Below are 13057 nucleotides of genomic sequence, written 5' to 3'. Positions count from 1 at the left end.
TGCCCGGCCTGACCGCAACTCTGCTCGGCACCCGCCCGCACCCGCCGGTCCTCATCTCGGCCGCCGACCTCTACCACCGGGTGGCCGAGCCGGAGCCACCGGTCCTGCTGGACGTGCGCTGGCAGCTGGGCGACCCGCACGGCGCCGACCACTACCGGGAGGGCCACATCCCCGGCGCCGTCTACGTGGACCTGGAGACCGAGCTGTCCGGCCCACCGGCCCCCGGCGCCGGCCGCCACCCGCTGCCGACGATCACCCAGGTGCAGGCCGAGGCCCGCCGCTGGGGTGTCACCCGGGAGCGCGGCGTGGTCGTCTACGACAACACCGGCGGCCTGGCCGCGGCCCGGGCATGGTGGCTGCTGCGCTGGGCCGGCGTCCCCGACGTACGCCTCCTCGACGGCGGCCTGGCCGCCTGGCAGGCCGAGGGCTACGGCACCGGCCAGGGCGAGGCCCGCCCCCACCCGGCGAGCGACATCGTCCTCGACGGCGGCCACCTGCCTACCCTGACCGCCGACGAGGCCGCCGCCCTGCCCACCACCGGCACACTGCTGGATGCCCGGGCCGCGGCCCGTTACTCGGGCGAGGTGGAGCCGATCGACCCGCGGGCGGGCCACATCCCCGGCGCCCGCAGCGCCCCCACGACCGACAACCTCCGCGACGGCGTCCCACTCCTCCGGACCACCGCCGAACTGCGAGAGCGCTTCGCCGACCTGCCCGGCCCGGTCGGCGTCTACTGCGGCTCCGGCGTCACCGCCGCCCACGCGATCGCGGCCCTGGCCGTAGCCGGCATCGACGCGGCCCTCTACCCCGGCTCCTGGTCGGCATGGTCGTCCGACCCGGACCGTCCGGTAGCAACGGGAGACCAGCCGTGAAGCCGGTCGACCTGACCAAGCTGCCGTCGGTGACGGCCGAGCTGGCCACCCACGCCGCCGAGTACGACCGAACGGGCGCGTTCCCGCACCCCAGCATCCGAGCCGTACACGAAGCGGGTTTGCTGACCGCTCCGGTAGGCGCCCGGTTCGGCGGCCCCGGCCTGGGCACCGCCGACCTGACCCGCATCCTGCTGGCCCTGGGCAAGGGCGACCCGTCGGTAGCCCTGATCGCCTCGATGACCCAGCTCCCACACCTGCTGCAGGCGCTGCGCCCAAGCTGGCCCACCACCCTCTACCGCAGAATCCTGACGGAGTCGGCCACCAGCCCCACCTTGCTCAACACGCTCCGGGTGGAGCCGGATCTGGGTTCCCCGTCCCGAGGCGGCCGCCCGGCAACAACAGCCCGCCGCACCCCGAAGGGTTGGTCCCTGACCGGCCACAAACGCTTCACGACCGGCGCCGCCGGCCTCACCTACCTCCTGGTGTGGGCAGCCACCGACGAGCCGGAGCCCCGGGTGGGCAACTTCGTGGTCCCCGCCGAAGCCACCGGCATCGAGGTGATACCCGCCTGGAACCAGCTGGGCCTGCGAGCAAGCGGCAGCCACGACGTGGTCCTGACGGAGGCCCCCGCCATCGAGGCCCTGGACCTGCTCCCGATCGCCCAGGCCACCCACGACAACCTGGCCGGCGGCGTCCTGCAGCTACCGTTGGCCGCCATCTACGTGGGCGTAGCCCGAGCCGCCCAGGACTGGTTCCACCGTTTCGCCCACCAGTGAGTCCCCGCCAACCTGGGCCGCCCGGTAGCGACAACCGACCGTTTCAAGGCAGCCGCAGGCGAGATAGAGGCTCTGCTGACCACCGCCGAACGCCTGCTGCTGGACGCCACCACCCGCTTCGACGAGGGCGCCCCGGTAACCGGCGCCGAGGCCCTGGCCGCGAGGACAATAGCCAACCGCCACGCGGTAGCCGCCGTAACGCTGGCGACGCGCCTGCTGGGCAACCCCGCCCTGAGCCGGGACAACCCACTGGAGCGCCACTTCCGAGACGTGCAGTCGGCCCAGGTCCACGCCCCCCAGGAGGACGTGGCCCTGCAGGCGATAGGCACGGCCGCCCTGGCCGCCGCCAAGCCGCCCAGCTCCCCGCCACCCACCCCACCGGACAGTTCCCCGCCGCCCACCCCACCGGACAGTTCCCCGCCGCCCATCCGGCCGGTCAGCTCTCCGCCGTCCACCCGGCCAGCTCGATGGCCCGCGCCGCGATACCTGCGACCGAACGCCCATCGGTAGGAACCCGGTGCACCCAGTCCGGGCTCAGCTGTTCGAGCTGACGCGCGGCAAGATCACTCCGCTCGATATGCCGGTCCAGCGCCGTACCGATCTCCCGCTGAGCGAGCCGCTGCCGGGCCGTCCCGTCATCCGCGGTCAACAGCACCGCGGTAACCCGAGGATCGTCACCCATCGCCGCGGTCAGCACGTCAACCTGCCGAACGCTGACGGTATTCGTATAGATCAACCGCCGATACCCGAGCGCCCGATAGTTGGCCCACATCGCCGCCAGGTTCCGCTCCGCCAGAGAATGCTCCCACGGCGACGGATAAGCCATGTCCAGGTTGTCGCCCTCGATCAGACAGTGCCGCACCCCCACCGCCGACAACTGCGCATGAATCTCAAACCCAACGCTGCTCTTGCCCACCCCGGACCGCCCGCCCAGAATGAGCACCTCACTACGTGTAGTCACCCCGCAATGATGACCATGCTTCAGATCGCGTCCACGACCCGTCCGTGATCCACGAATGGCGCCCCGGTCATTCTTCGGCAACCGGTCTGTGACCACGAAGACGTGCGCGCAGCCGCAGCCGGAGCAGTTGAGAGACCCGTTCCCATTTTCCACCCCACGATCGACGGCAACGATGCTCACTGCCGTCGCCGTCCTCGCCCTCACCGCGACAACGTCCCCGACACCGCCCCCGTCGAGCCGTCCTGGCAGTTCAGCCAGACAGCCACGACTCCACCAGGTCGCTTCCGGGTAGCCGCACCGACCCAGTCAGGCCAATCCCACCCAGTCAGGCCAATCCCGCCCTGCAGTTCAGCCCGCCCGGTAGGACGAGCCGCCCCGGGTACGACAAGCCGGTCCTGGCAGGACAAGCCGGCCCGGCCCGGGCAGGTGCGGTGCGGTGCGGTGCGGTGATCGAACGCCGGTGATCCGGCTGCCGCACCCTGTTCCCCCGCCGACCATCGCCCGCACAGGAACCGATGGGTTCGAGCCGCCCAGCGTCCTCCGCCACCTGCAGATCCCAGGCCGAGCATGCCCTGTCGACCGCGTCGCCAGCCAGCCCGGGAAAGACCACGCTCAAAGGCTCCTGGCCAGCAAGCACCGCAGTGGCCGACGCGACAACCTGGCTGAGCGTCCACCAGACCCGCCTGTTGATCGAGACCGCTCGACGGGTCACCCGCGATGACGTTGCCGACGGTCCTCGTCCAGCCTTGGCGAACGACCGGGCAGCGGGCAGCGGGCAGCGGGCAGCGTATTCGGCTGCAGCCGGGTGGAATGGCCTGCCATTACGCCTCCTCCTCGAGCGATCACGTTGACGGGGCCGGCGGACACGTCGGGTCGGCCTGTGGGCGTGGGTGATAGAGGTTGCGGCGGGGGTGTTGCTGTGGGTCGACGTCGGGTGGAGGGATGAAGTCGGGTAGCTGGTCGGGGCCGAGGCGGATCTTCCAGCCGGCGGTGGGGTGATGGATCTGTCGGTGGTGGCGGCGGCAGAGTAGGACCAGGTTGTCGAGGGTCGTGGTTCCCCCATCCGCCCACGCTGTGAGGTGGTGGGCGTCGGTCCAGCGGGGTGGGTGGTCGCAGTCGGGGTGGGCGCAGCCGCGGTCGCGGACGGCGAGTGCTTGGCGTAGGACTCCGGTGGCCAGGCGTCGGCTGCGGCCGGCGTCGAGGATCTGCCCGGCGCCGCCGAGCGTCAGCGGGAGGATGCGGGCGTCGCAGGCCAGGCGGCGGGCGGTGGTCGCGGAGAGTCGGTGTCCGGTGTCGGTGGTTGCAGTGCCGAGGGCTTGGGTCAGCGGGTTGTAGGCAACGGTGACGGTTACCTGGGGTGGTTGGCCGCCGTCGTCGGGGAGTTCGCCGATGCGCAGGGCGAGGCGGCAGATGTCGATCAGGGCGTCGGCACGCTGCTGTGCGGGTGTGCGCTGGTCAGCGGGAGTGCGCTGGTCACCGAAGTCCCGCTGCTCTCGGTGACTGCGCTGCTCGCCGGGACTGCGCTGGTCGCCGGGAGTGCGCTGGTCTCCTGAAGTTCGCTGGTCGCCGGGACTGCGCTGGTCGCCGGGAGTGGGTGTGCACAGTGGGTGCAGGGCGGCCTGGATGGTGGCGGCGTCTTCGACGCCCAGGATTCCGCGCACGTGTACGAGTCCGTCGACCGGCGCCGACAGAGTGAAACCTCGACGGGCCTGGGCGCGGGCTTCCTGGCGGGCCAGGGCGGCTTCTTCGGCTTGTTCGGCCACGTGTGGGGCGACGTAGGCGAGGATCCGTTCGCCGACGCGGCGTAGCTGGAACGCGGGCAACCGCTCAGCCATCTCGATCAGGGTGCTTTGTGCCTGCTCCGCGATCCGGGCGCTCTCACCGGGACCGATCTGTGTGGATCCGGTCTGGTCGGTGCAGGTCTGGTCGAGGTCGGCCAGTTCCTGCGGGATTGCTTCGAGGGTGGTGGCGATCGCGGTGGCCTGGCGGGTGTTCAGGTGGCCGTCGAGCAGGGCCTGCTCGACGGCCGGGTGCCGGTGGAGCAGCGTGGCGCGGTCGGCGAGTTCCCGGGATGGTTGCGGGTCTATGCAGAGTTGGGTGCGTAGCCAGGACGCGGTGGTGCGGTGGCCCTGGGCGGTGGGCAGGCCTCGGGTGGTGGCCTCGTGGACGAGGCGGGCCTGCAGGGCGGCGGCGGTCTGTTCGAGGCGGTGAGCGGCGTGCAGGCAGTCGGCGAGCTCACGGTCGGCGAGGGGCCACAACGGTGTCGCGGCGAGTTTGGTTGTCTCGTCGTTGAGCTGCTGCAGGTCTGCCAACATGGGACCATTTTCGAACAGCTGTACGACAGTTTTCGGCGGCCTCGGCCCGCCCGGAGATCCACATTCACCATCTGCGAACAGGACCAATAGGCAGGCTCAACACTTCGAGCAAAACCGGAAAATCGGCATGAGTCGGGGCCCGCGAGCGGCGAAGCTGATCGACTGCCGCCGGCGCTGTCCTCGGCGATTTGATGGGACGTGGCTGGGGGCATGCGGCACGAAGGGCATGGCGTCACCTGGTGCCGGCCGCATCGGAGCCTCGCGGTGGCTGCGGATCCGGATGTCGGCGGATCGGAGGTGGGTCAGAGGTGGGTCAGAGGTCGGTCAGAGGTGGGTCAGGTCATCTGACGGCTGACTCGATGAGTTCGGTCAGTGCCGGGAGCTCGGCGCGAGCCGCGCTCAGCACCGTTCCGCGGACCTCGCCGGGCCCTCGTTGAACTGCTCGGCCAGTGCGGTCAGCACTGGGATCGGTTGCGGGATCCGGGGCTCCTCCTGGCCGAAGATCGGCTCCAACGGGCCTACGCCGCTTGCCAGGAGCCATAGGTAGTCGCTCAGGTTCTGCGCGATCACGCCGGTCTCGCCCTCGGAGCCGAGGAACACGATCGGCCGGGTCTCGACGGCGGCCGTCGGATCCCGGGTCCAGAACGCCAGCATCCCGCCGGTGCCGTCGCGTCCGAAGACCCGGAACGGCGCGACCTTCAGGCCTCGGTTGCCGGTCCAGGCGCGCCACCATTCGGCGGTCTCGACGGACCACTCGAACATGTCGTCCGGTTCGAAGTTGTTCCATTGGTGGAACTCGGCCAGCCAGAGCTCGTGGGCCTGCCCGAGCGGCACCGGAAGCGTCCGATCCTCGTCGAATCCTAACGAGGTGGCGCCCGCACCCGAGGGCGTCAGCCGTTAGCGTGATGGCGTGGAGCGGCTGGTGCACGCGTGGCGGATCGAGGAGCGGGAGTATCGGCGGCAGGAGTCGCGGCGGGGGCGGCGGCACGCCTACGAGCGGCTGGTTCCGGAGCGGACCGCGCTGATCGTGGTGGACATGGTGCCGTTCTTCGGTGAGGACAATCCCTACGTGGCGGGGATCGTGCCCAACATCGCTCGGCTCGCCTACGCCGTACGCAAAGCAGGCGGAGCCGTCGTCTGGGTTTTGCCGAAGGCCGGGCCTCCGTCCGACGCGATGGTGGAGTTCTACGGGGCGAAGCAGGCCGCGGTGTTCGCCGGCAGCGGCGGCAGCGGGCCGCTTCGGGACCGGCTGTGGCCCGAGTTCGAGGTGGACGAAGCCGTCGATCTGATCGTGGAGAAATCCGCCAGCAGCGCGTTCTTCCCGGGCCGGTCGCCGGTGCCGCAGCTTCTCGAGGAGCGCGGGATCGACAGCGTGCTCATCACCGGCACCGTGACCAACGTGTGCTGCGAGGCGTCCGCCCGGGATGCGAGCACGCTCGGCTTCCGCGTGGTGATGGTGGCAGACGCCAACGCCGCCCGCCGCGACGAGGACCACAATGCCACCCTTTACACCATTTACCGTACGTTCGGGGATGTGCGCACGACCGACGAGGTGATCGAGCTGGTCACGGCATGAAGGACCGCCCGGACGGCGTGACCGACGCCGACATACGCGCGGCGCTGGCTGCCGGGTGGGGCCTCGACGCCACCGACATCCGCTACCTGCCGGTGGGCGCGGGCAGCTACCACTGGGTGGCCGGCGACCGATGGTTCGTGACCGTCGACGGCCTGGGGTTCGCCGACTCGTTCACCCCGCTCCGGACGGCTCTGGAGACGGCGACCGCACTACGACGGGCCGGCCTGCGGTTCGTGGTCGCCCCGATCGACGGGCCGCAGGTGCTGTGGCCGCTCCGCAGCACGCATGCCGTGGCGGTGTACCCACTGATCGACGGCCACACCGACGGCTTCGGCGACGGCCATGCGAACCGGGAAGCGGTCATCGATCTGATCGCCGCCCTGCATCAGGCCCGGCCGACCGGCGCCGACGTCACCGACCTGCAGCTCCCGGGCCGGGCGGGTCTTGAGAAAGCGCTCGACGACCTGGAGAAGCCGTGGTCGACCGGCCCGTACGCCGACTCCGCCCGAGCCCTCCTGACGACCCACGCCGACAAGGTCCGCACCTGGCTGGCCGACTACGACCGGATGGCCGGCGCACTGCGGGAGACCACCGCCGACTGGGTCATCACCCACGGCGAACCCCACCCCGCCAACGTCCTGCACACCGCCACCGGCCCGCTGCTGATCGACTGGGACACGGTCCGGATCGCCCCGCCCGAGCGCGACCTCTGGCACCTCGCGAAGGACCCGTTCGCCCCCGACCCGGCCGACCTGACCCGCTGGGCGGCCACCACCGGCCGCGAGCCGTCACCGACCGGCCTGGCCTTCTACCGCCTGTCCTGGATCCTCGCCGACGTCGCCTCCTACGTGCACGACCTGCGCGGCCCGCACGGCGCGGGCGGCGACGCCGAGGACGCCCTGACCTACCTGGCGGTCAACATCACGATGCCGTGAAGCGGACCCCGGTCATCTCCTCCGAGACCTGCCACAACCGTTGCCCGGCCGCGGGATCGGCCGCCGCCGGCGCGAACCTCAACGATGACGGAGCGCCACGCATCTCCCCCGGCCCGCCCGGGCCGATCAGCTCACCGCTGCGAGCGTCGGGCGAGGTGGCCGCGAACAGCAGCGGCACCGCGCCCTTCGAGGCCGGGACGGCGATCAGCGGGTTGCCGAGCTTGGTCAGCAGGAACCGGTAGAGGCCGGGCGGCACCGAGGCCTGCAGGTTGGTGACCGCGTAGCCGGGGTGCGCGGCGATGCTGCGGACCTGGCTGCCGGCGGCGGCCAACCGGCGGTGCAGTTCCAGCGCGAAGATCGCGTTCGCCAACTTCGAACGGTTGTAGGCGGCGTTCGCCGAATATCCCCGCTCGGCGGCCGGATCCTCGAGGTCGAGGCGGCCCTTGCGGTGCAGCACCGAGGTGACCGTGACGATGCGCCCGGCGATCAGGTCGAGGAGCCCGGCGGTCAGGGCGAAATGCCCGAGATGATTGACCGCGAACTGCAACTCGTACCCCTGCGCGCTCAGCGTCCTCGGCACCGCCATGATCCCGGCATTGTTGACAAGCAGATCAATGCGGGCATTGCTGCCACGCACGGCCGCGGCGAACTCACGCACGGAGTCCAGATCGGCCAGATCCAGTGTGTACGCCGTATGGCCGGCGCCGGGCAGCTCCGCGATGACCGCGTCGGCCTTACGCGTGTTCCGCGCCCCGATCACCACCCGGACACCGGCGCCGGCCAGCTCACGGGCCACGACCAGGCCGAGTCCACTGGTCGCGCCGGTGATCACCGCCGTACGCAGGCCTTGATCCTCGCTGTTCGTCCCCATGCGACACATCATGCTTTTCGTGGCACTGAGTGTCAACGAATGCATGCAGTAGCATCGCCGGCATGAAGCCGACTGCCAGCCTCGCCGACCGCAAACGGCAGGTGGTGGTGGACGAGCTGACCGAGGCCGCCCTGCAGACGATGGCCGTCAAGGGTTTCGAGACCACCACGGTCGACGAGATCGTGGCGGTGGCCGGCGTGTCCCGGCGCACGTTCTTCCGCTATTTCGCGTCCAAGGAGGACGTGCTCGTCCAGCTCCTGGCCTATCTGGGCGACCTGATGCAGGCGACCGTGGCGGCCCACCCGGCCGACGAGCCGGCGTCGGCCGCACTGCTGGAGGCCCTGGCGGCGGCGATCGAGGACTGCCGGGATTCACGGGACAAAGCCTTGCGGGTGGTACGGCTGGTGCTGGCCACCCCGCCGCTGCTGGCCCGGTTCCTGGAACGGCAGTCCCAGTGGCAGTCCGGCCTGGCCGCGTCGCTGGTCGCCCGCGGCGCCGACCCGTTCCACGCCGACCTGTCCGCGGGCATCGCCCTCGCCGCGTTCGTGGCGGTGCTGCGCCGCTGGGCCGAGGCCGACGAGCCGGAGGACCCGATCGCGCTGCTCGACCGGGCGTTCATACAGATCGCCCCGGCGCTCTGACATGTTGAGCATCCGCACGTTCGACTGGTCCGACTACGACGCCGTCGTGGCGGTGTGGGCCGCCGCCGGCCGTGCGGTGGTCCCCCGCGCCGAGCTGGCGGCGAAGCTCACTCGCGACCCGGAGTTGTTCCTGGTGGCCGAGGACGGCGAGGTCGTCGGCGTGGTGATGGGCACCTACGACGGCCGGCGCGGCTGGATCCTGCGGCTGGCCGTGCATCCCGGCCGGCGCCGCCAGGGCATCGCGAGCGCGCTGGTCGCCGAGCTGGAGGACCGCCTGGCCGAGCTGGGCTGCCCGCGGATCAACCTGCTGGTCATGCCGGACAACACGGCCGGCCTGCGGTTCTGGCAGGAGCTGGGTTACCTGCCGATGCCGGACGTGCTCTGCACGAAGCCGCTCGCCCCGTAGCGGAAACACCGGCCCGAGTGGCCGGCGAAACGGCGGCCCGAGTGGCCGACGCGAATCGCGCCAGGAGCGTTCAGGAGAAGCGGACGTGGCCGAACGGGATCGACCGGTAGGCGAGGCTGATCCCGGCCGCGAACAGGGCCGGCCCGACCAGCCACAGCCACATCGGGTTCTCGACGCCGTCGACGGCCGGCACGATGACGGCCTGGACCGCGACGACCAGCACGACCACCGCCGCGACCGTGTAGTCGCGAGCCCGGTACCGCCGCACGACCGGCCGCCGGGACACCGTTCGTACCCCAGGATTCTGCTCGATCCACCGCTCGGCGTCGGCCGCCGGAACGCCCCGCAGAAAGAGATCGCCGCCGCGCAGCGCGGCCGGTGTGCCGGCCGTCGCCGGAATGGCGAACCGAGGCACCACATCCGCCGGAACCAGCAGGTTCACCCGTTCCGCAGTCGTCATTCCGCCGCCTCCCCGTGATCTTCGGCAAGCGGAATTTAGTGCACTCGATCGGACCCGCTCCAGCAGGGTCAGGCGGTGATTCCCCGCCGGCTCAGGACCTCGAGCCGATCGGCCGCGTAGCCCACCATCCAATGCGGACGAAGACGATACAACCGGACCTCCTCGCCCCAGCTCAGCGGCGAACTGTCGTAGTAGTCGGTCCAGTGTTCGAGGGTCTCCTTGAAGTCGTCGTCGACCGGGAAGATCTGCTCGGCCCGCCCGTGCGAGAACACGGCCAGTTCCTCCCCGTCGATGTGCGCCACGCTGACCGCCGGCCGCCGCTCGAGGTGCCGGGCCTTGGCCGCCGCCGCGTCGGTGCTGAAGGTCCAGGTGGCATGCAGAAAATGCCCGTCGAGCGCGCTGATCCGGGGTTCCCCGGCCGCGGTCACGGTGGCGACGCTGAGCACTTTCATGCCGGTCAGCAGCCCGGCCAGATCCTCGGCGGTGAGCGTCCGCCCGGCATGCACGATGTTCCGAAGATGACTGGTCGCACCCGCATGCGACCGATCAAGCAGCCCCTGCAACGCGACGATCTCGTCCGCGGTCTCCAGCATGGCCCCAACGTAACGTCGCCCACCACGCCGAGTCACCGCCCGGCAACCCCCGATCGCCCAACGAACACCCGCACGAGCCAACCGGCACCCCGGACGGGGTTACGGTGATCAAATGCGAGGGCTGACCTATCCCGAGGTCGGCGCCACCCGTAACGACCGGCTGCCCGGTGGCTATGGCCATGTGCAGCGCGACGTTCGAGTCGGGGACGGGCGGGCCGCCTTCGAGCGGGCGGTCCACGGGCTGTTCAGCTGGCGGATGCACGAGTTGGCCGGGCTGACCGTCGGCGGCGGTGGTGGCAGCCGGGCCGCGCCGGGGGTTGTCGTGGTTCTGCGGGCCGGCTGGGGTCCACTGCGGGTCACCATCCCCTGCCGGGTCGTCTACACCGTTGCGGAGGCTGGCCGGCGGGGCTTCGCCTACGGGACCCTGCCTGGGCATCCGGAGCAGGGTGAGGAGTCGTTTCTTGTCGTGCTGACCGGCGCCGGCGAGGTGCGGTTCCGGATTCGCGCGTTCAGCCGGCCGGCGTCGCTGCTCGCCCGCGCCGGCGGGCCGCTCACCCGGGCGGTCCAGCAGCACGTGACCGACCGCTACGTGAAGGCGGTCCGGAATCTCGCCTCGGCGGACGGTGGTGCGGCCGAATAGGGTGGGCCGGTGAGGGAACGGCTCGATCCGATCGCGATCATTCCGTATGACGATGGGTGGCCCGCCTCGTTCGAGCGGCAGCGGCGGCGGGTCGCGGCGGCGCTAAAGCCGTGGATCGTGGGGTCGGTCGAGCACATCGGCAGCACCTCCGTCCCGGGCCTGGCCGCTAAACCGATCATCGACATGGTCGCGCTGGTTCGTGACTACCAGGAGACCGATGGTGTGGTCGACGCCATGGCGGGCATCGGCTGGGTCCACGCCCCGGAGCCGGGTGACGAAGCGGGCCGGAAGTGGTCGTTCTGTTTCCGGACATCGGTCGGCGCAGCCATCACCTGCACATCTTCGAGGCCGGCTCGGCGAACAGACAGTCGCTGCTGGCCTTCCGGGATCACCTGCGGAGTCATCCCGGGGACGCCGCCGAATACGGGCGGATCAAGGCCCTGCTGGCCGCCGCCGATGACCGTGATCGCCCTCGCTACCGGGCGGGCAAAGCCCCGTTCATCGAAGGGGTGCTGAAGCGGCTCGGGTGATCTCTGTTGACGGCGTGCGGCAGACTGCGGCGATGAACACGATTGCCGTCTCGGTCCGGCCGCGCGGGAGCGCTGCGGTCGCCGCGATCCGCGGGGCGATGGTCGGAGCGGTCGTTGTCGCCGTCTGGGTCGTCGCCCTCCGGCTGGCGGACGTGTTCCTTCCGGAAGGGCTTGCCGCCGAGCGGCCATTGAGAGCACGCTCGGGCTCGCCATCGAGTTCGCGGTGCCGGCCAGCCTCGTGGTGGGGCTGCTGGTCGCGTGGCGGCTGCGGCTGCGGCATCCGTGGCTGGTCTCCGCGGTCGGGCTCTTCCTCGCCATGGTCTTCGGGGTGGCGATCGCGACGGTGGTCGCCGAGGCGCTGACCACGGTCGTCGGCTACGGCGCCGGGCTGGCCGGGGTTATCGCGGCGTACAGCGGCATTGCGGTGTTCTGCGGGCCGGACACTCGCGCTTGACGCTGTCCGCCATGATGTGGCCCGTGCATTTCGTTCGCGGGCAGGTCGTGCGGCGGACCGACCGCGACTTCCCGGGCTGGGTCGAGGTGCAGGTACGGCTCGCCGACGGCACCACCGCGGTCCTCGTCGACAAGGAACCGGTCTTCTTCCGGGAGCAGACCCTGACCGCGGACACCACCTTCCCGGTCGACGTCGAGATCCCTTGTGACGTGCGCGAACGTTCGGCCGATCGAACTGCCCTGATCGAGTTGCACTCGCACATCGAGGACGAGCACGGCAACGGCGTCTTCCGGGTCGCCGCGGACGATGTGCTCGGCGCCGCGTCGTGACAGACGATCGGTTGAGTGCGTCGCGGCGCCAGTTTCCCCGGGGGACACGGGTCCGCGGAACGGTGACCGGTTTCCCGGGGTGCGTGGCAGGTGTGCAGGTCGACATCGGCGGTCCGGTCCCCGGCTGGGTCGACTGCCTGCACCTTCCCGGCGAAGCTGCCGACTGGCCGCCGATCGGACGCAGCGGAATCTTCGAGGTAGTCCAGCACCGCGAGTCCGAGGTGCGCCTGTTCCCGCTGGATGCCGGCATGCGCGGCCTCCTGACCCGGCAGAAGCGGTGGACCGGACCGGAGTGGGCGGCGATCACCGAGGCCCACCCGGTCGGCAGCGTCATCGAGGCGACGGTGGAACGGGTCTTCCCGAGCAACCGCGAGCTCTCAGTACGGTTCGAGCACGGTTGGGCAGCCGTCGAGTACGACGGCGTCCCGCCACAGCCAGGATCGACCGTGTCGCTCACGGTCGAGCGCCAGTCGGAGTGGACCCAGAGCCTGATACTCAGCCTCGACTGACCCAGCCGCCGCCGGACGCCACGCGGCTTCGCTGATCCGGTTGCGGCCGGCGCCGAGCGCCAGCCCTCAGCCCTCCAGCGCTCAGCAACCAGCGCCCTTTGGCCCGCCGCTGACGCCGGGCGCCCGCGCCCGGCGGGACTTTGGTCCCGCTGAAAAGGGATCTGCGGCCCGGGTACGGCGGGTTGCGGC

18 protein-coding genes and 1 pseudogene are annotated in these 13057 nt (G+C 70.9%); 13 read left to right on the top strand and 6 right to left on the bottom strand.

Annotated features, from left to right (window positions below; translation table 11 throughout):
* The first annotated feature begins 20 nt into the window (after positions 1 to 20).
* Genes Adu01nite_RS49075 through Adu01nite_RS48830 form a run of 3 tightly spaced genes read left to right on the top strand, consistent with a single transcriptional unit; the run spans position 21 to position 2158 of the window.
* Positions 21 to 872, top strand: coding sequence for a sulfurtransferase (locus tag Adu01nite_RS49075; protein WP_379138757.1), 852 nt, complete (start codon positions 21 to 23; stop codon positions 870 to 872).
* On the top strand, positions 869 to 1648 hold the full coding sequence (locus Adu01nite_RS05840) for an acyl-CoA dehydrogenase family protein (RefSeq protein WP_203725482.1): 780 nt from the start codon (positions 869 to 871) through the stop codon (positions 1646 to 1648). Before Adu01nite_RS49075 ends, Adu01nite_RS05840 begins: the two co-directional genes overlap by 4 nt.
* 12 nt (positions 1649 to 1660) lie before the next feature.
* Positions 1661 to 2158: an acyl-CoA dehydrogenase family protein gene (locus tag Adu01nite_RS48830; RefSeq protein ID WP_203725643.1), complete on the top strand. Its 498-nt coding sequence runs from the start codon at positions 1661 to 1663 to the stop codon at positions 2156 to 2158.
* Here the strand turns inward: Adu01nite_RS48830 and Adu01nite_RS05830 are convergent.
* The 3 genes from Adu01nite_RS05830 to Adu01nite_RS05820 all read right to left on the bottom strand — a co-directional run bounded on the left by Adu01nite_RS05830 (position 2085) and on the right by Adu01nite_RS05820 (position 5758).
* Entirely contained in the window at positions 2085 to 2591 is a 507-nt protein-coding gene (locus Adu01nite_RS05830) for a hypothetical protein (protein WP_203725481.1), read from the bottom strand. The two genes, Adu01nite_RS48830 and Adu01nite_RS05830, sit on opposite strands and share 74 nt — an antisense overlap.
* Before the next feature lie 860 nt (positions 2592 to 3451).
* Positions 3452 to 4924 carry an HNH endonuclease signature motif containing protein gene (locus Adu01nite_RS05825; protein WP_203725480.1) on the bottom strand — a complete coding sequence of 491 codons (1473 nt, stop codon included), beginning with the start codon at positions 4922 to 4924 and terminating at the stop codon, positions 3452 to 3454.
* A 399-nt stretch (positions 4925 to 5323) separates the two neighbouring features.
* Positions 5324 to 5758 carry an SMI1/KNR4 family protein gene (locus Adu01nite_RS05820; protein WP_203725479.1) on the bottom strand — a complete coding sequence of 145 codons (435 nt, stop codon included), beginning with the start codon at positions 5756 to 5758 and terminating at the stop codon, positions 5324 to 5326.
* A gap of 76 nt (positions 5759 to 5834) precedes the next feature.
* Between Adu01nite_RS05820 and Adu01nite_RS05815 the strand changes: the two genes are divergently transcribed.
* Together Adu01nite_RS05815 and Adu01nite_RS05810 are read left to right on the top strand one after the other, a co-directional pair.
* Positions 5835 to 6500 carry a cysteine hydrolase family protein gene (locus Adu01nite_RS05815; RefSeq protein WP_203725478.1) on the top strand — a complete coding sequence of 222 codons (666 nt, stop codon included), beginning with the start codon at positions 5835 to 5837 and terminating at the stop codon, positions 6498 to 6500.
* Positions 6497 to 7435, top strand: a complete 939-nt coding sequence (locus Adu01nite_RS05810; RefSeq protein WP_239132163.1) for a phosphotransferase — start codon at positions 6497 to 6499, stop codon at positions 7433 to 7435. The genes Adu01nite_RS05815 and Adu01nite_RS05810 overlap by 4 nt, the downstream gene beginning before the upstream one ends.
* On the opposite strand, the gene Adu01nite_RS05805 is transcribed toward Adu01nite_RS05810, so the two are convergent.
* The gene (locus tag Adu01nite_RS05805) at positions 7422 to 8306 is read right to left on the bottom strand and encodes an oxidoreductase (RefSeq protein ID WP_239132162.1); all 885 of its coding nucleotides are present in this window, start codon (positions 8304 to 8306) and stop codon (positions 7422 to 7424) included. The two genes, Adu01nite_RS05810 and Adu01nite_RS05805, sit on opposite strands and share 14 nt — an antisense overlap.
* Before the next feature lie 62 nt (positions 8307 to 8368).
* Here Adu01nite_RS05805 and Adu01nite_RS05800 point away from each other — a divergent pair, with 62 nt between their 5' ends.
* Both Adu01nite_RS05800 and Adu01nite_RS05795 read left to right on the top strand, forming a co-directional pair.
* Positions 8369 to 8947: a TetR/AcrR family transcriptional regulator gene (locus Adu01nite_RS05800; protein WP_203725476.1), complete on the top strand. Its 579-nt coding sequence runs from the start codon at positions 8369 to 8371 to the stop codon at positions 8945 to 8947.
* A gap of 1 nt (position 8948) precedes the next feature.
* The gene (locus Adu01nite_RS05795; RefSeq protein WP_203725475.1) at positions 8949 to 9353 is read left to right on the top strand and encodes a GNAT family acetyltransferase; all 405 of its coding nucleotides are present in this window, start codon (positions 8949 to 8951) and stop codon (positions 9351 to 9353) included.
* Between the two features lie 70 nt (positions 9354 to 9423).
* On the opposite strand, the gene Adu01nite_RS05790 is transcribed toward Adu01nite_RS05795, so the two are convergent.
* Together Adu01nite_RS05790 and Adu01nite_RS05785 are read right to left on the bottom strand one after the other, a co-directional pair.
* A complete protein-coding gene (locus Adu01nite_RS05790) occupies positions 9424 to 9813 on the bottom strand; it encodes a hypothetical protein (protein WP_203725474.1) in 390 nt (129 codons plus the stop codon).
* A 68-nt stretch (positions 9814 to 9881) separates the two neighbouring features.
* Positions 9882 to 10406, bottom strand: coding sequence for a pyridoxamine 5'-phosphate oxidase family protein (locus Adu01nite_RS05785; RefSeq protein WP_203725473.1), 525 nt, complete (start codon positions 10404 to 10406; stop codon positions 9882 to 9884).
* Between the two features lie 112 nt (positions 10407 to 10518).
* On the opposite strand from Adu01nite_RS05785, the gene Adu01nite_RS05780 reads away from it, so the two are divergent.
* The 6 genes and pseudogenes from Adu01nite_RS05780 to Adu01nite_RS05760 all read left to right on the top strand — a co-directional run bounded on the left by Adu01nite_RS05780 (position 10519) and on the right by Adu01nite_RS05760 (position 12868).
* The gene (locus Adu01nite_RS05780; RefSeq protein WP_203725472.1) at positions 10519 to 11046 is read left to right on the top strand and encodes a DUF1990 domain-containing protein; all 528 of its coding nucleotides are present in this window, start codon (positions 10519 to 10521) and stop codon (positions 11044 to 11046) included.
* A 9-nt stretch (positions 11047 to 11055) separates the two neighbouring features.
* Positions 11056 to 11265, top strand: a pseudogene (locus Adu01nite_RS48825) (GrpB family protein); the annotation flags it as partial.
* 71 nt (positions 11266 to 11336) lie between these two features.
* On the top strand, positions 11337 to 11576 hold the full coding sequence (locus Adu01nite_RS48820) for a GrpB family protein (protein ID WP_369076808.1): 240 nt from the start codon (positions 11337 to 11339) through the stop codon (positions 11574 to 11576).
* A 223-nt stretch (positions 11577 to 11799) separates the two neighbouring features.
* Positions 11800 to 12030, top strand: coding sequence for a hypothetical protein (locus Adu01nite_RS05770; RefSeq protein WP_203725470.1), 231 nt, complete (start codon positions 11800 to 11802; stop codon positions 12028 to 12030).
* Positions 12031 to 12053: 23 nt separating this feature from the next.
* On the top strand, positions 12054 to 12359 hold the full coding sequence (locus tag Adu01nite_RS05765) for a hypothetical protein (RefSeq protein ID WP_203725469.1): 306 nt from the start codon (positions 12054 to 12056) through the stop codon (positions 12357 to 12359).
* A gap of 92 nt (positions 12360 to 12451) precedes the next feature.
* On the top strand, positions 12452 to 12868 hold the full coding sequence (locus tag Adu01nite_RS05760; RefSeq protein ID WP_203725468.1) for a hypothetical protein: 417 nt from the start codon (positions 12452 to 12454) through the stop codon (positions 12866 to 12868).
* Positions 12869 to 13057: the final 189 nt, after the last annotated feature.

The sequence above is a fragment of the Paractinoplanes durhamensis genome, assembly GCF_016862175.1.
GTDB lineage: Bacteria > Actinomycetota > Actinomycetes > Mycobacteriales > Micromonosporaceae > Actinoplanes > Actinoplanes durhamensis.
Note: the sequence above shows the minus strand (reverse complement) of the source record. Positions and strands in the feature narration are given on the sequence as shown.